The sequence below is a fragment of the Pseudomonas sp. D8002 genome, from assembly GCF_013385695.1.
Classification (GTDB): Bacteria; Pseudomonadota; Gammaproteobacteria; order Pseudomonadales; family Pseudomonadaceae; genus Aquipseudomonas.
In genome coordinates this window covers 94,297-109,891 of record NZ_JACAPM010000017.1, presented here as the reverse complement: position 1 = coordinate 109,891, position 15,595 = coordinate 94,297, and the positions used below count along the sequence as shown (strand labels likewise).

General features: G+C 61.9%; 12 protein-coding genes. 2 read left to right on the top strand and 10 right to left on the bottom strand.

The window, feature by feature from the left end; translation table 11 throughout:
- Positions 1-30: 30 nt before the first annotated feature.
- Positions 31-2,667, bottom strand: a complete 2,637-nt coding sequence (locus HX807_RS10465) for a glucosidase (RefSeq protein WP_177049905.1) — start codon at positions 2,665-2,667, stop codon at positions 31-33.
- A gap of 195 nt (positions 2,668-2,862) precedes the next feature.
- Here HX807_RS10465 and HX807_RS10460 point away from each other — a divergent pair, with 195 nt between their 5' ends.
- On the top strand, positions 2,863-4,230 hold the full coding sequence (locus HX807_RS10460) for a VOC family protein (RefSeq protein WP_177049903.1): 1,368 nt from the start codon (positions 2,863-2,865) through the stop codon (positions 4,228-4,230).
- A gap of 125 nt (positions 4,231-4,355) precedes the next feature.
- On the opposite strand, the gene HX807_RS10455 is transcribed toward HX807_RS10460, so the two are convergent.
- Positions 4,356-4,595 carry a DUF465 domain-containing protein gene (locus HX807_RS10455; protein ID WP_003215657.1) on the bottom strand — a complete coding sequence of 80 codons (240 nt, stop codon included), beginning with the start codon at positions 4,593-4,595 and terminating at the stop codon, positions 4,356-4,358.
- 189 nt (positions 4,596-4,784) lie between these two features.
- Between HX807_RS10455 and tkt the strand changes: the two genes are divergently transcribed.
- Positions 4,785-6,845 (top strand): transketolase, encoded by a 2,061-nt coding sequence (gene tkt, locus HX807_RS10450; protein ID WP_177049901.1) that lies wholly within the window; start codon positions 4,785-4,787, stop codon positions 6,843-6,845.
- Between the two features lie 61 nt (positions 6,846-6,906).
- Here tkt and HX807_RS10445 read toward each other — a convergent pair whose 3' ends face one another.
- From HX807_RS10445 to HX807_RS10410, 8 genes are all read right to left on the bottom strand, one after another.
- Entirely contained in the window at positions 6,907-7,668 is a 762-nt protein-coding gene (locus HX807_RS10445; protein ID WP_003215653.1) for an SDR family oxidoreductase, read from the bottom strand.
- A gap of 43 nt (positions 7,669-7,711) precedes the next feature.
- Entirely contained in the window at positions 7,712-8,539 is an 828-nt protein-coding gene (locus tag HX807_RS10440) for a DMT family transporter (RefSeq protein WP_008434678.1), read from the bottom strand.
- A 75-nt stretch (positions 8,540-8,614) separates the two neighbouring features.
- A complete protein-coding gene (gcvA, locus tag HX807_RS10435; protein ID WP_177049899.1) occupies positions 8,615-9,520 on the bottom strand; it encodes a transcriptional regulator GcvA in 906 nt (301 codons plus the stop codon).
- Between the two features lie 70 nt (positions 9,521-9,590).
- Positions 9,591-11,648: a methyl-accepting chemotaxis protein gene (locus HX807_RS10430; RefSeq protein ID WP_177049897.1), complete on the bottom strand. Its 2,058-nt coding sequence runs from the start codon at positions 11,646-11,648 to the stop codon at positions 9,591-9,593.
- Between the two features lie 402 nt (positions 11,649-12,050).
- Positions 12,051-13,208 carry an acetylornithine deacetylase gene (gene argE / locus HX807_RS10425; protein ID WP_003215645.1) on the bottom strand — a complete coding sequence of 386 codons (1,158 nt, stop codon included), beginning with the start codon at positions 13,206-13,208 and terminating at the stop codon, positions 12,051-12,053.
- Positions 13,205-13,882 (bottom strand): DUF1028 domain-containing protein, encoded by a 678-nt coding sequence (locus tag HX807_RS10420; RefSeq protein WP_008434686.1) that lies wholly within the window; start codon positions 13,880-13,882, stop codon positions 13,205-13,207. The genes argE and HX807_RS10420 overlap by 4 nt, the downstream gene beginning before the upstream one ends.
- Before the next feature lie 27 nt (positions 13,883-13,909).
- Entirely contained in the window at positions 13,910-14,641 is a 732-nt protein-coding gene (locus tag HX807_RS10415; RefSeq protein WP_008434687.1) for a class II aldolase and adducin N-terminal domain-containing protein, read from the bottom strand.
- A gap of 94 nt (positions 14,642-14,735) precedes the next feature.
- Complete coding sequence (locus HX807_RS10410; protein ID WP_023658745.1) at positions 14,736-15,569, bottom strand: ABC transporter substrate-binding protein; 834 nt, start codon at positions 15,567-15,569, stop codon at positions 14,736-14,738.
- Between the last annotated feature and the right edge of the window lie 26 nt (positions 15,570-15,595).

Here is a 15,595-nt window from a genome sequence, read left to right as displayed (position 1 = left end):
GCCCGCTCCCACATTTTGATTGTGCTGTTTTCAGGTTTTTGGCTGCAACAACAGCGCCACCAACGCACTCCACCCTGTCTGATGCGAAGCCCCCAACCCCCGCCCGGTCTCGCCATGAAAATACTCATGGAACAACACCAGGTCGCGGCTCGCCGGGTCCGCCTCCAACTGTGCATACCCCACCATCGACGGCCTCGAACCGTTCTCATCCCTCAGAAACAAACGCGTCAACCGCTGACTGAGCCCATCGGCAACCTCCTCCAGCGACGCCAGATACCCACTCCCCGCCGGATACTCCACCGAGAAATTATCCGCGTAGTACCGATGAAACTCCCGCAGCGACTCAATCAGCATGTAATTGACCGGCATCCACAAGGGCCCACGCCAGTTGGAGTTACCCCCATACAACCGCGAATCCGACTCTGCCGGCTCATAACGGGCACACAGCGTATTGCCATTCATCTTCAGCGCCAGCGGCTCTTCGGCAAACGCTTTCGACAGCGACCGCACACCAAACGTCGAGAGAAACTCAGACTCATCCAGCATGCGCCGCAGCAAATCCTTGGTTCGCTCACCCCGCAACAACGCCAGCAACAGCCGATTCCCCTGCCCCGGCTCGTTCCAGCGCGACACCAACTTGGCCAGGTCCGGCCGATGCTTCATAAACCCCAGCAACCGCTCGCGCAGCCCCTCCAGCCCTTCATGCTCGCGCTGCTCCAGCACCAGCACCGCAAACAGCGGCATCAGGCCGACGATAGAACGCAGCCGCACCGGCTCACTTTCACCGCCCGGACGATGCAGCACGTCATAGAAAAACTGATCCTGCTCATCCCATAAGCCTTCGGCGCCATCGTCAACGCGGTTGATCGCCCCGGCGATGTACAGGAAGTGCTCAAAGAACTTCACCGCGATATCCACATACACGACATTGCGCTTGGCCAATTCCAGGCCGATACGCATCAGGTCCAGCGCGTACGCCGCAACCCACGCTGTGCCGTCCGCCTGGTCCAACTGATAACCCGGCGGCAAATCAGCCGAGCGATCGAACAGCGCAATGTTGTCCAGCCCGAGAAACCCACCCTGGAACAGGTTGCGGCCCTCGGCGTCCTTGCGGTTAACCCACCACGAGAAATTCAGCAGCAGCTTGTGGAAGATCCGCTCCAGGAAATCCATGTCGCCCACGCCATTCAGCGCCTTGTCCTGCTGATACACCCGCCAACTGGCCCAGGCATGCACCGGCGGGTTGGCGTCGTCAAAACGCCACTCGTAGGCCGGCAACTGCCCGTTGGGGTGCATGAAACGGTCTTTCACCAACAGCAGCAGTTGCTGCTTGGCGTAACCCGGATCCATCAGGGCAAACGCCACGGCCTGGAAACCCTGGTCCCACGAGGCGTACCACGGGTATTCCCAGGTGTCGGGCATCGAGAGAATGTCGAAATTCGACAAGTGCCGCCAATGGGTATTACGGATATGCAAACGCTCGGGCGGCGGCGCGGGCTGGGCCGGGTCGCCGTCGAGCCATTGATTCACGTCGAAGTAGTACAGCTGCTTGGACCACAGCAACCCGGCCAGGGCCTGGCGCTGCACATTGCGTGCGTCTTCATCGGCGATGCCCTGTTGCAGCGCCGCGTAAAAGTCATCGGTCTCCTGGCGGCGCTCTTCAAATAGCTTGCGCGCATTGATCCACGGCGCCTCCGCCGGGGCGAAGCGCAGGTACAGGGTTTTGCTTTCCTGGCCCGCCAGTTCCAGGATGAAACGCGCGGCCACTTTCGTGCCCGAATCCCGGCGAATCGCCGATTCCAGGCCCGTAGTCACATAGTCGTTGATCCCGTCCTTGAACGGCCCCGGCGCCGGTTGCCCGTCCAGCCTGGGGTAGTTGGTTTCGTTCTCGCAGAACAGCCATTCCACCCCGTCCTGGCCCCAGGCACTGAGGTGGCGATCGAACAGCTCATGGTGCCGCGCCACCACCTGTTCGCCCTCCAGGCGCAATTCAGGCTTGGGGGCATCGTGGGTCCAACTCCAGTCGTTGCGCGCCCACAGGTGCGGCATCACCTGCAAGCGTGTGGGCTGGTCCGATCGGTTGTGCACGGTGATGCGCATGAACACGTCATCGGGCTGGTGCTTGGCGTATTCGACGGTGACATCGCAATAGCGGTTGTCTTCGAAAACCCCGGTATCGAGGATCTCGTATTCGGCATCTCCAAGGCCACGGCGGGCGTTCTCGGTGATCAGGTCATCGTAGGGAAAGGCCGCGTGAGGGTATTTGTAGAGCATGCGCATGTAGGCATGGCTCGGCACGCCATCGACGAAAAAGTACAGTTCCTTGACGTCTTCGCCGTGGTTGCCCTCGGCGTTGTTCAGGCCGAACAGCCGCTCCTTGATGATCGCGTCGCGCTCGTTCCACAGCGCCAGGCCCAGGCACCAGCGCTGGGCCTTGTCGCTGAAGCCCGCCAGGCCATCCTCGCCCCAGCGGTAGGCGCGGCTGCGGGCGTGTTCGTGGGGGAAGTAGCGCCAGGCATCGCCGTCGGCGCTGTAGTCTTCGCGCACCGTGCCCCATTGCCGCTCGCTCAGGTAGGGGCCCCAGTCACGCCAGCGCTCGCCGTCAGGCTTGGCCAGGCGCTGGCCTTCAATCGTTTCCAGAATGTTCGTCGCAGGCTGTGCCGTCATCGAGTCTTCCGTCGCGTTCAGAGGTGACGGCCAGTGTAGAGCCCTTCGACGGTGAGATGCACGTGAAGCTGGCGTCATCCAGCTCATTCATTTGCAGAATGAAGTCCAGAGGAATCTTCGTTTGCAAGGCGTCGGCAGGCCCAACAAAATCAGGCAACCGTGCTTTTCCTCTCTATAGCCGCCAGGAATTTTTCTATGCCCGCCGCCCGCCCAGTCAGCCCTGACGACATACGCAAAGGCTTCTCCAAGGCCATGTCCGACATGTACCGCGATGAAGTGCCGCTGTATGGCGCACTGATGGAACTGGTGGCCGAGACCAATGCCCGGGTGCTGGAAACCGACACCGCGCTGGCTCATCAACTGCAACGCACCGGGGAAATCCAGCGCCTGGACAGGGAGCGCCACGGCGCCATCCGCCTGGGCACCGCTGAAGAACTGGCGACCATCAGCCGCCTGTTTGCGGTGATGGGCATGCAGCCGGTGGGCTATTACGACCTCACGCCGGCCGGGGTACCGGTGCACTCCACCGCCTTTCGCGCCGTGCATGAAAGCGCCCTGCAAACCAGCCCGTTCCGAGTGTTCACTTCACTGCTGCGCCTGGAACTGATCGAAAACCCGGAACTGCGGGCCTTCGCCCAGTCAGCCCTGGCCAAGCGTTCGATCTTCACCCCACGCGCCCTTGAGTTGATCCAGCAAGCCGAAGCCGACGGCGGCCTCGACGCCGCCCATGCCGAAGAGTTTATCCAGCAAGCCCTGGAAACCTTCCGCTGGCACCACACCGCCACCGTCACGGCCGCGCAATACCAGCAACTGAGCGACCAGCACCGGCTGATCGCCGACGTGGTCGCCTTCAAGGGCCCGCACATCAACCACCTGACACCGCGCACCCTGGACATTGACCAGGTGCAGGCGGCAATGCCCGGCAAAGGCATCACCCCCAAGGCGGTGATCGAAGGCCCGCCCCGCCGCCAGTGCCCGATACTGCTGCGCCAGACCAGCTTCAAGGCCCTGGATGAAGCCATTGCCTTTACCGATGCCAAGGGCAGCCACAGCGCGCGCTTTGGCGAAATCGAACAACGTGGCGTGGCGCTGACGCCCAAGGGCCGCGCGCTGTACGACCAATTGCTGAATGCCGCACGGGATGAATTGGGCGCGTTTCCGAATGAGGCCAATGCCGGGCGCTACACCGAATTGATGGAGCAGCACTTCCAGGCGTTTCCCGATAATTACCAGCAGATGCGTGAGCAGGAGCTGGCGTACTTCCGCTATTTCGTGACCGAGAAAGGCTTGGCCGCCCAGGACAAGTTTAAAACCCTGGACGAACTGATCGCCGCCGGCCACGTGGACGTGGAGCCGTTGGTGTACGAAGATTTTCTGCCGGTGAGTGCGGCGGGGATTTTCCAGTCGAACCTGGGGGATGCGGCGCAGAGTCACTACGCGGCCAACTCCAACCAGGCCGAGTTTGAAAAGTCCCTGGGTCGCCAGACTATCGACGAGTTGACGTTGTACAGTGAAACCCAGCAGCGCTCGATTGACGAATGCAAGCGCGCGCTGCTGGCTTGAAAGAGAGAGTTCGCCCGGCCACAGCGCATTCCATGCGCCGTCTAAGAGCCCCAGTGCCGGGCGAACGGTTGGCATGATAGGCAGCGGCGGTGCTGCTGTCTTTCGGGCAATTCTGAACAAATCTTCTACTTGGCCGTCGCTTTCTCCAGTTGCTCGACGATCTTGTCTTTGATCAACAGGCGTTTCTTCTTCAGCTTCTCCAGCTCCTCGTCACCGCCGCTTGAGGACTCAAGCTCCAGCACCTCCTTGTCGGCGCTGTCGTATTGGTGGAGCAGCGAATCCAATCGGTTATCGCTCGCCCTGCGTTCATGAATAGCTTCCTTGCTCAAACCCAGGTCCTGATACAGGTCGTGTTTCACTGGCATGGAGTACCTCCGCAAGTTGATCATTGACTGAATGCCCCTTGAAGCTAGCCCATCCGGCGGGCTCTTGTCATGTTTGAGATCAACCTGTCGCGTTTGCGTCCCCGTTCGTCGCGGGGCAGACGATTTCATAAAACCTTTGGCGCACGCTGCCCTCCACTGTAGATCGTCACCCGATGGAGAACAGGTTCCATGAATCACGCTGCCAACGCTGTCGACACCCAGTGCATCAACACCATTCGTACCCTCGCCATGGACGCTGTGCAAAAGGCCAACTCCGGCCACCCCGGCACGCCCATGGGCCTGGCGCCCGTCGGTTACACCTTGTGGAGCCGCTTCCTGCGTTATCACCCCGAGCACCCCGACTGGCCCAACCGTGACCGTTTCGTATTGTCGGTGGGCCATGCCTCGATGCTGTTGTATTCGCTGCTGCACCTGGCCGGTGTGGTGGAGATTGATGCCCACGGCAAGCGCTCCGGCCAACCGGCCATCAGCCTGGACGACATCAAGCAGTTCCGGCAGATGAGCTCCAAAACTCCCGGCCACCCTGAATACCGCATGACCACGGGAGTAGAAACTACCACCGGGCCTCTCGGCCAGGGGTGCGCCAACAGCGTCGGCATGGCCATGGCCGAGCGTTGGCTGGCCAAACGTTTCAACCGTGACGACCAGGTGCTGTTCGACTACAACGTCTACACCCTGTGCGGCGACGGCGACATGATGGAAGGCATCAGCAGCGAAGCCGCGTCCATCGCCGGGCACTTGAAGCTGGAGAACCTGTGCTGGATCTACGACAACAACACCATCAGCATCGAAGGCCACACCGAACTGGCCTTCAGCGAAGACGTGATCAAGCGTTTCCAGGCTTATGGCTGGCACACCTTGCACGTCACCGATGCGAACAACCTGCTGGCCCTGAGCGACGCGCTGAGCACGTTCCAGAAAAACACCGGGGCACCGACGCTGATCGTGGTCGACAGCGTGATCGGCTATGGCTCGCCCCACAAGCACAACACCGCGTCGGCCCATGGCGAGCCTTTGGGCGAAGAAGAAATCCGCCTGACCAAAGCCGCGTACGGCTGGCCCGAAGACTCAAGCTTCCTGGTGCCGGATGAAGCGCGCACGGTCCTGCGGGATGCACTGCTCAAGCGCAGCAAGCCGCTGTATGAGCAATGGACTGAGACCCTGTCCCACCTCGAACAGTACGAACCGGAACTGGCCGATGAACTGCGCCGCATGCGTGCCGGCGAGATGCCCGAGCATTGGCAGGAGCAACTGCCGAGCTTTGCCACTGATGCCAAAGGCGTCGCCAGCCGTGCCGCCGGTGGCGAGGTGTTGAATGCGTTTGCCAAGCAGATCCCATGGCTGCTGGGGGGCTCGGCCGACTTGTCGCCGTCCACCAAGACCAACCTGACGTTCGACGACGCCGGGCGCTTCAGCGCCGAGAACTACGGCGGGCGCAACCTGCACTTCGGCATTCGTGAACATGCCATGGGCGCGATTGCCAACGGCATGGCGCTGTCATACCTGCGGCCCTACACCTCGACCTTCCTGGTGTTCAGCGACTACATGAAACCGCCGATTCGTCTCGCGGCGATCATGGAGCTGCCGGTGGTGTTCGTGTTTACCCATGACTCGATTGGTGTCGGCGAAGACGGCCCCACTCACCAGCCCATCGAACACCTGACCCAGTTGCGGGCGACGCCGGGTTTGCTGACCCTGCGCCCAGGCGACGCGAATGAAACCCTGGAAGCCTGGAAGATCGCCCTGGCCCAGACCCATCGGCCGACCTGCGTGGTGCTGTCGCGGCAGAACCTGCCGACCCTGGACCGCACGAAGTACGCAGCGGCGTCGGGCACTTCCCGTGGCGCGTATGTGCTGGCCGGCGCCGAGAAGCCTCAGGTGATCCTGATGGCCACCGGCAGTGAAGTCAGCCTGGCGGTAGACGCCTATGAGCAACTGAAGGCCGAGGGCGTGGCGGCGCAAGTGGTGTCGATGCCGAGCTGGGAACTGTTCGAAGAACAGGACCAGGCCTACCGCGACAGCGTGCTGCCACCCGCAGTGAAGGCACGACTGGTGGTGGAACAGGCCGGCCCGTTGGGTTGGGACCGCTACGTGGGGCAAACCGGGGCCAAGGTGGTGATGAACAGCTTTGGCGCCTCGGCACCGCTGTCCAAGTTGCAGGCCAAGTTCGGCTTTACCCTGGACAATGTGGTGAAGCTGGCGAAGGAGCAAGTCAGGCTCAACAGCTGACCCAGTGCACGCATGCCGGGCGCGGCCTACCGAGGGAAACCTCGGTGCCACGCCCTGCTGCTCATTTCCCGCCGGTGACATCCAGGAACGTACCGGTGATGAAGGACGCCTCGGCGCCTGCCAGCCACAGGATCGCCCGAGCCACTTCTTCAGGCTGGCCGCCGCGGCCCATGGGGATCGAATCCTTCACGCGATCAACCCGCCCTGGCTCCCCGCCACTGGCGTGAATGTCGGTGTAGATATGCCCCGGGCGGATGCAGTTGACGCGTATTCCCTCCCTGGCCACTTCCTTGGCAAACCCGATGGTGAAGGTCTCGAGAGCCCCCTTTGATGCGGCGTAGTCGACATATTCGTTGGGGCTGCCCAGCCGGGCGGATGCCGACGAGATATTGATCACGGCACCACCCCGCCCCTGGTGACGAAACGACATGCGCTTCACCGCTTGCTGGGCACACAGCATCGGCCCGATCGCGTTGACCGCGAAAATCCGCTGCATCCGCTCGAACGGCAAGTCTTCGACCCGGGACTGCAACGCGTTGATCCCGGCGTTGTTAACCAGCACATCGATGCGCCCGAACGTCCGATCTATCGCCGCAAATAACTGGACGACCTGCTCCGGGTCTGCGCTGTCCGCGCGTACGGCCAACGCCCGGCGCCCTGCCGCTTCTACATCCGCCACCACCGCGAGTGCGGCAGACTCATCGGAAACGAAGCTGATCGCCACGTCATAACCTTGTGCGGCGGCCAGCCGCGCGGTGGCGGCGCCAACGCCACGACTTCCACCTGTTATCAGAATCAGCGGTGCCTGCGGGACGGTATCCATTGCGCGAACCTTCATGTGGTGGTGGAAAATGCTTTGCCTGCTGTCAGCCGATCAGGATGGTGCCGGTGGCAATCACCACGCACGCCAGCACCTTGCGGACCGTCAGTGTCTCGCCCAGGAAGAAATAGCCGATCAGTGCCGCAAACAGCACGCTGGTCTCGCGCAAGGCCGAGACCGCGCCCATGGGCGCACCGGCCATGGCATAGATAATGATTCCGTAGGCCAGGAGCGACACCAGCCCACCGGCGAAGGCCGTGAAAAACCCGGGCCGCAGGCTGAACAGACTTTTCGGGCCCCGCAGGCCGATATACACCGCCGGCATCAACACGCCCCACAAGGCGCACATCCACACCGTGTAGGCCATCGGCGCACCCGACAGGCGCGCGCCGATGCCGTCTGTCACGCTGTAGGCGGCAATGAAACAGCCGGTGCCCAGGGCGTATGGCAGGCTGGGAACGGCGAGCCGGCGCCCCCTGAACGCCAGGGAAATGATGCCGCCCGACACCAGGGCAATGCCCAGAAGCGAGCTGGCCGAGACACTCTCCCCGGCAAACACGGCGGCACCCAGGGTGATCAGCACCGGCGAGGAGCCCCGTGAAATCGGATAGGTCTGCCCCAGGTCTCCGACTTTGTAGCTGCGCACCAGGAACAGGTTGTAGCCCACGTGCAGCACCGCTGACAGCACCACATAAAACCAGCTGGCTGGCGCCGGAGGGTCCAGGAACACCGCAACGCCGCCACTGGCGATAGCGACCGCCAGGCACATGACCGTCATCGACCAGAGCCGGTCGGCGCCGCCACGCAGCAGCGCATTCCAACTGGCGTGCAGTAAGGCAGCGAAGAGGACCAGGAGAATAATGGGATAAGGCATGCGCCCATCCTAAGCAAACCGGCGCCTTAACTGAAGCGAAGTCTGCTCATTGAAGAATGAGCAAATCCTCATGCTTTATTCGTAAGCCAGCCCGGCGTTTACGGCTTCCTGCATCAGCCAATCACGAAAACTGACGATATGCGGCTGGGACTCGATGCCTTTGGGGCAGACAAAGTAATAAGCGACCGGTGACGGGAACGGCACATCGAACAGCCTCACCAGACTGCCATCGCTCACCTCTGACTCCACATGCCCACTGCGCGCCAATGCAATGCCCTGGCCGAGCAAGGCCGCCTCGATCGTCATGTTGGTGTCCGCAAACCTGACACTTTCCTTGAGCGGCGCAATCGCGAGCCCGACGTGCTGGAACCATACTTCCCACTTCGGCACCAGGTCGGCGCCGTCGCGCATCAGCAAGGGATAGCGCAGCAATTCGGCGGGTGTGTGTGGCCGGCCAAAGCGTTTCAACAGATCGGGACTGGCCACCGGAAAAATCTGCTCGCGGAACAGGAACTCCGAGTACAGCGCCGGGTAATTCCCGTTGCCCAGGCGGATCGCAACATCAGCCTCCGCACTGGAGAAGTTGATGATCTTGTCGCTGGAGTCGAGGGTGACCAATATTTCAGGGTGCCGTTGGGCCAGGCTCGGCAATCGGGGCAGCAGCCATTTCAGCGCGAAGGAATAGGTGGTACTGACCTTGAGCCGGACCCTGCCCTTTTGCTCGCGCAGGTCCGCGAGTGTCGCCTCAAGGCTCATGAAAAACTCGCGCACGATCGGCGCAAGGGCTGCTCCGGCAGGCGTCAGGCTGAGTGACTTGCCCCGCTGGAACAACTGCAACCCCCAGAGTTCTTCAAGGTGTTTGAGCTGATGGCTGACGGCACTCTGGGTGACATGCAACTCTTCTGACGCCGAGGTGAAGGTTGCGTGGCGTGTGGCAACCTCAAAGGCGCGCAATGTCGAGGTGGGTGGCAGGTCTCTCATGGCATTGCTTCACCGTTTATGAATAGATGCTCATGATAGAACATCTATCCATTGCGCTGTAGGCCGCCCCTCAACCCAGCTGGAACCGCGCCGTGTTGTCGCTCAACGCCCGGCTGCCCTTGCTCAACCTATCCGCCGCCTGGTTCACCGCCCGCGCGCCGTCGAGCAAGCGCCCGGCGGCCTGGTCAACCTGCTGGATATTGCCGCTCACTTCATCCGCCGTCGCTGCCTGTTCCTCAACCGCCGTGGCGATCTGCGCCAGGGTGTCAGTGACGCTCTGCACCGCGCTGGCGATCTCCCCCAGGCGATGGCCCAGGCCCGTGACGGACTCGGCATCGGTCACCGCCTGCTCACAGGCCACGCCCATCAGGGTGACCGCCTGGCTCACCGTCGCGCGCAAACTGTCGACCGTGCCGGCGATCTGCGCCGTGGAGGCCTGGGTCCGTTGCGACAGGCTGCGCACTTCATCGGCTACCACCGCAAATCCCCGCCCCTGTTCACCGGCCCGCGCAGCCTCGATGGCAGCGTTCAGCGCCAGCAGGTTGGTCTGCTCGGCGATACCCCGAATGGTGTCAACCACCGACTGGATCTGCTGGCCCTGCTGGCTGACGCGCTCCAATGCATCGGAGGTGTCGGTCAAGCGCTGGTTGAGTTGCTGGATACTCGCGGTGGTGCGCTGGCTGTCGCGGCTGCTGTCTTCGGCAATCTGCCGGGTTTTCTGCGCGCTGCCGGAGGCCTGCTCGCAGCTCTTGGCGACGCCCATGGAGGTCGCGGCCAACTGTGTGGCGGCCGCTGCAATCTGGCTGATCTGCTGTTGCTGGTCTTCCACTTCGGTCAGCGTGCTGCCCGATTGCGAATTGAGTGTCAGCACCGCAGAGCCCAACTGCTGCGTCTCGTGATTGACCCCCAGCAGGCTGGTGCGCAACTGCACCACCGCCACGTTGAGCGCCGTGCTGATGGCCGCCAGTTCATCACGCCCTTCCACCGCCACTTCAACGCACAGATTACCGTCACGCAGGGATTCGGCCAGGGTGGTGATGCCGCTGGCACTGCGGCGAATCGATGCCTGCAAGCACACGAACAGGTACAGGGCTGCCAGCGCCAGCACGCTGAACGTGACCGCCACCGGGATGAATTGCTTGAGCGAGCTGTCGCGGTAGTAACCCAGGCGCGCGTCCAGCGAGGTCAGCGACTGTTTACGCAACGCGCCGAGGGCGCCAAGCATGCCATCCACACTGCGTTCGAAGCCGGTGGTATCGAGCTTGATGGTGCCGCCGAACACGCCTTCGTCCAGGGTCTTCAGTTCGTTGTCCAGCAGTTGCAAGCTGTCGTCGTATGGCGCGATCCAGGTTTGCAGCCCCGGGTATTGCTTGGCCTTGAGGGATGCGGCGGCCTTGACCAACTGGTCCCTTGCGTCGCCGATGCGACCGCGCAAATCACGCATCTGCAAACGGCTTTGCAGGGTGAACTGCCCCGATGCGATGGATGACTGCCCGACGCTCGCCATACGCCCGATACGCTCGATCAGGTCGGGGGTTTGCTGGGTGGAAATCTGCATCAGCAAATAGGTTTCAAGCCACGGATCGAGGATCAACCCGGTGTCCATGGTGATCTGTTCGCGCAGGGTTTGCATCGCGCTCAGCGCAGACGTGAAGCGGTCATAACCATCCGGCCACCAGCCCACGGTGCGCAGGGATTGGGAATCCATGCCCGTGACCGAGGCTTGCAATGCCTCAAAACGTGCAAGGGTATCCGGGCGGGCGTTCTGGGCTTTGAGGGCCTCGCCCAGGGCCTGCACGCTTTGCAGGATCAGCGGGAAATTGGTATCGACCGCAGTCATGGCCGCCTTGGCCGCGGGTGTCTGGTCGTGGAGGATGTCGGCAGCTTTCCAGCGCGCCGCCAGGTTGCGCTGGGCGGTCAGTTGGGCGTCCAGGGCATCCAGCGCCAGCAGTTCGCGCACCCCGGATTGCTCATTGGAAATCACCGTCAGCTTGGTGCGGTACTCCTGCGCGATCATCCACAGGCTGCCCGCCAGGGGCAGCATGAACAGGAAAAACAGGATCTGGAACTTGCGCGCGAATCCAAAACGTCCGAGCAGGCGGATACCTGGCGACAACACACTTTGCATGTCCGACTACTCCTAGAACCACTCGCCTCAACAGCGAATCAAGCTTTGAAATGATTGACGGCAAAATGCCATGTCATTGATTAAGCTGGCTCTAGCAAGAAACGGACCGCTGTTGTCGGGCCCGCTGGATAGGCGGGACGTCGTGCAAAACACGCTGTACCGTGCGCGAAAATGGGGCGAAAGCACTCAGCGCAGGTGGCAGAACGGTAACCGTCTGACCAATACCGCAAGCGTAAGGGCAGCCGACAACCTGTGGCGAGGGAGCTTGCTCCCGCTGGGCTGCGAAGCGGCCCCAAAGCAGGCACTGGTGTTCCGTCAGGTCGATATCGATTGCAGGGTCTAGGGCCGCTTCGAAGCCCAACGGGAACAAGTTCCTTCGCCACAGGATGGGTGCTTGCTGAATCAGGATTGCCGACTGGCAAACACCAACACTTTCTCCAGCATCCGGTCACAGGCCTCAAGCTGCGCAACGCTGATGAACTCGTCAGGCTTGTGCCCCTGGTCCATGCTGCCCGGTCCACATACCACGGTGGGAATGCCCGCCTGATCAAACAGCCCGCCTTCGCTGCCGAACGCCACTGTGCCGTATGCCTGAGAGCCACAGAAGTCGGCAACCCATTCAGCCGCCTGGCTCTGCGCTGATGTCGACAACCCTGGGTAACTCGACAGCTCACTGAAGTGGATTGCACACTGCCCGCTCACCGCCTGCATCGCGGGCAATAAGGTGTGCTCGGCGTAACCCCGCAGTTGGTCCGCGACGTGCCAGAGATTCTGTGCGGGCAGTGAGCGCACTTCGAAGTCGAAGCTGCAGTTTTGCGGGACGATATTCAGGGCGTTGCCACCGGCAATCATGCCGGTTTGCACGGTGGAGAACGGCGGATCAAAACTCCCGTCGTGATGTTGCGGCGCCTTGAGTTCTTCACCGAGCCGGCCCAGTTCGATGATCAACAGCGCGGCATATTCGATGGCGTTCACACCCGACGGCGCATACGCCGAATGGCACGCCGCGCCATGTACCTCGCAACGCATCGCCAGCTTGCCCTTGTGGCCCAGCACCGGCTTGAGTTCGGTCGGTTCGCCGATCACGCACAGTAACGGCTTGACGGTTTTTGCATGGAACGCTTCGATCAGCGACCCCACGCCCAGGCAGCCCACCTCTTCATCGTAAGACAGCGCGATATGCACCGGCATGCGCAGCGGTGCCTGCACCAGCGCCGGTACGCTGGCCAGCACGCAGGCGAGGTAGCCCTTCATGTCGGCGGTGCCACGCCCGTACAGCTTGCCATCCTTCTCGGTCAGTTCAAACGGCGCAACGCTCCAGCACTGACCGTCTACAGGTACTACGTCGGTATGGCCCGAAAGCACGATACCGGGCACCTCCGCCGGACCTATGGTGGCCAACAGATTGGCTTTGCTCTTTTGCTCGTTGAACAACAATTCACAGCTCACGCCATGGTGCTGCAAGTAGTTGCGCACGAAGTCGATCAGGGCGAGGTTGGATTCGCGGCTGGTGGTGTCAAAGCTGACCAGGTGCGCCAGCAGGTCACGGCTGCGGCTCATCGGTCATCTCCCGGCACCGCGTAGCCAGGGGCGCTTTGCGGGTTGATGGCGCGGTCGATATAGTCCTGCATTTGCCCGCGATAGGCCTGCCAGAGTTGGTCCAGGGTGCCGATCGGATCCACGTCGGCCCAGTCCACCCGCAGGTTGACGATGGGCCACAGGTGGTCACCGACCACCACCAGCGCGGCAGAATGTACTGGCCCCGCCTCGCCGCCTCCCGCCGCCCCCGCCTGCATGGAGGCGAGCAACCGGTCGGCGAGATGCCCGGGCGTATCTTCGAAGGCGCGCACCATGGCTTCGATCACACCGGTATTCGCCAGCATGTTCCCTGCCGCCACGCATTGCTCGCCGCTGACCGCGTGGTGGATGCCCAGGGTCTGCGCGCCGCTGAAGTGTGCGGTTCGGCCAGTGCTATCGATCACTGTCACCTGGCGATATTCGCTACGGCTCTGCGGGGTGAGCGCGGTGGCCAGCGCCTCGCTCGGGGCCATGCCCTGGGCCAAAAGGTCCAGGGTTTGCGGGCCGAGGGCCGGCAACGTGATGTTCTGCGACGCCACCGCGCCCACGCCGGGGCGCAGCCACGGGCAACGGGCGCCCACGGCAATGCTCGACGAGCTGATAGCGATACCCAACTGGCCGGTTTCGGCACAGCGGGCGACAACCGAAAAGGTCATGGGGGTTCCTGCCTGTGAGGGGTGAAATCAGTCGAGCAACGAAGGGTCGGCGTCGATCATCAACTGCTTCATTTCTTCAAAATGCCGTTGCGAGAAATCCGTGATGCCTTCCCATCCCCGCGCGGTCTTTTCAGCCACTTCGTCAGACAGTATCCGCAGCGGCTGGCCGGTGGACCACGCCGTGACGAGGATCTGGCAGGCGCGCTCCAGGGTCCAGATATCATCGAATGCCTCGCCGATGGAGGTGGCTGTGACCATCACCCCATGGTTGCCCATCAACAAGCGGCTCTTGCCATCCAGCAAACCGGCGAGGCGCTCGCCCTCGGCCTCGGTGTCGGCCATGCCACCGTACAGCTCGTCCACCGCCACGCGATTGAAATAGCGCGCGGTGTTCTGGTCGATCGCAGGGATATGCGGCTTGGCCAGGCAGGCTACCGCCGTGGTGTACACCGGGTGCAGGTGCAGCACGGCGCGGGTTTGCGGCAACAGCCGGTGAATCTGCCCGTGGATCGACCAGGCGGTAGCGTCTACCTCCGGATGATCGGCACCGCCGGCGTCGTCGGCATTCAACAGCAGCATGTCACTGGCGCGGATACGCGAGAAGTGCTTCCACTTCGGGTTGAGCAGGAACTGTTTGCCGTCGGCCGACACCGCCGCGCTGAAATGGTTGGCCACTGCCTCATGCATGCCAAGGTGCGCAACGATGCGGAAAGTTGCCGCCAGGTCGATGCGGGTTTGCTCTTCAAGTGATAACGCCATGTAGCTTTCTCCGCAGGACAAGTACCCCATAATCTGTAGTGAGCAAGCTCGCTCGCCACAGGTATGGCGTGTTCCTTAAGTGAACAGTTTCCGGTCAGGACTTCGGCATCAGCTCGGCGATGTCGGCATCGGTAGGCGCCTGGAAGTTGTATTTCTTGAGCAAGGCGGCGTATTCAGGGGTGGCGCTGAACTTCTTGATGCCTTCGATCAAGGCGTTCTTGACCTCGTCATTGCCCTTCTTCACACCAAAGCCGTTCAACACCGGGTAGATCAAGGTATCGGAAGAAATCACCACGCGCCCGCCGAGTTTTTCCACTGCGCCACGGGCCACGGCCGCATCGGTGATCTGCGCTTCAACAGCATGAGCCAGCAAGGCCTGGGTGGTTTGCGGGTCGGTACTGTACTCGCTGATCGCGATCGGCTTCAGCCCTTTCTTCACACAGTACTCATCCGACAGCTTGTGCATCTGCGCCAGCCAGGAGGTGGCGCCCATAGAGCCGATCTTGTGGCCGCAGAACTCTTCAGGGGTCTTGGGCTGGAAGTCGCTGCCCTTGAGCGTCAGGATCGACTCACCGCTTTTCAGGTAGGGAATCATATCGATGACTTTCACCCGTTCGGCGGTGATGTACATCGAAGAGTTGGTCACGTCGAATCGCCCCGCCTGCAGGCCGGTGATCAGGTTGGGAAAGCGCGTGTCGAGGGTCTCGACGGTGCGCCCCATGGTCTTGGCCAGGCCATCCATGAATTCGATATCAAAGCCGGCGGGCTTGTTGTTATCCATGTATTCATAGGGAAAGAAGGTCACATCGGAACCTGCGACGATTTTCCCGTCTTTCTGGAAAGCCGAAGCCGCCAACGACGTCATTGCAACCGCAGCGCCCAGCAGGCACACGGCAATAGGGCGAGCAATCATCTGAAACGCTGTCATGGTAATACCCTGCAAGGTGAGAAGAA

What these genes read in the sequence shown, in the direction of transcription:
- HX807_RS10430 (WP_177049897.1), bottom strand. Translation starts at nt 11,648, where the DNA reads ATGCAAAGTGTGTTGTCGCCAGGTATCCGCCTGCTCGGACGTTTTGGA.
- HX807_RS10415 (WP_008434687.1), bottom strand. Translation starts at nt 14,641, where the DNA reads ATGGCGTTATCACTTGAAGAGCAAACCCGCATCGACCTGGCGGCAACT.
- HX807_RS10455 (WP_003215657.1), bottom strand. Translation starts at nt 4,595, where the DNA reads ATGCCAGTGAAACACGACCTGTATCAGGACCTGGGTTTGAGCAAGGAA.
- HX807_RS10445 (WP_003215653.1), bottom strand. Translation starts at nt 7,668, where the DNA reads ATGGATACCGTCCCGCAGGCACCGCTGATTCTGATAACAGGTGGAAGT.
- HX807_RS10420 (WP_008434686.1), bottom strand. Translation starts at nt 13,882, where the DNA reads ATGACCTTTTCGGTTGTCGCCCGCTGTGCCGAAACCGGCCAGTTGGGT.
- HX807_RS10460 (WP_177049903.1), top strand. Translation starts at nt 2,863, where the DNA reads ATGCCCGCCGCCCGCCCAGTCAGCCCTGACGACATACGCAAAGGCTTC.
- HX807_RS10440 (WP_008434678.1), bottom strand. Translation starts at nt 8,539, where the DNA reads ATGCCTTATCCCATTATTCTCCTGGTCCTCTTCGCTGCCTTACTGCAC.
- HX807_RS10410 (WP_023658745.1), bottom strand. Translation starts at nt 15,569, where the DNA reads ATGACAGCGTTTCAGATGATTGCTCGCCCTATTGCCGTGTGCCTGCTG.
- HX807_RS10465 (WP_177049905.1), bottom strand. Translation starts at nt 2,667, where the DNA reads ATGACGGCACAGCCTGCGACGAACATTCTGGAAACGATTGAAGGCCAG.
- tkt (WP_177049901.1), top strand. Translation starts at nt 4,785, where the DNA reads ATGAATCACGCTGCCAACGCTGTCGACACCCAGTGCATCAACACCATT.
- argE (WP_003215645.1), bottom strand. Translation starts at nt 13,208, where the DNA reads ATGAGCCGCAGCCGTGACCTGCTGGCGCACCTGGTCAGCTTTGACACC.
- gcvA (WP_177049899.1), bottom strand. Translation starts at nt 9,520, where the DNA reads ATGAGAGACCTGCCACCCACCTCGACATTGCGCGCCTTTGAGGTTGCC.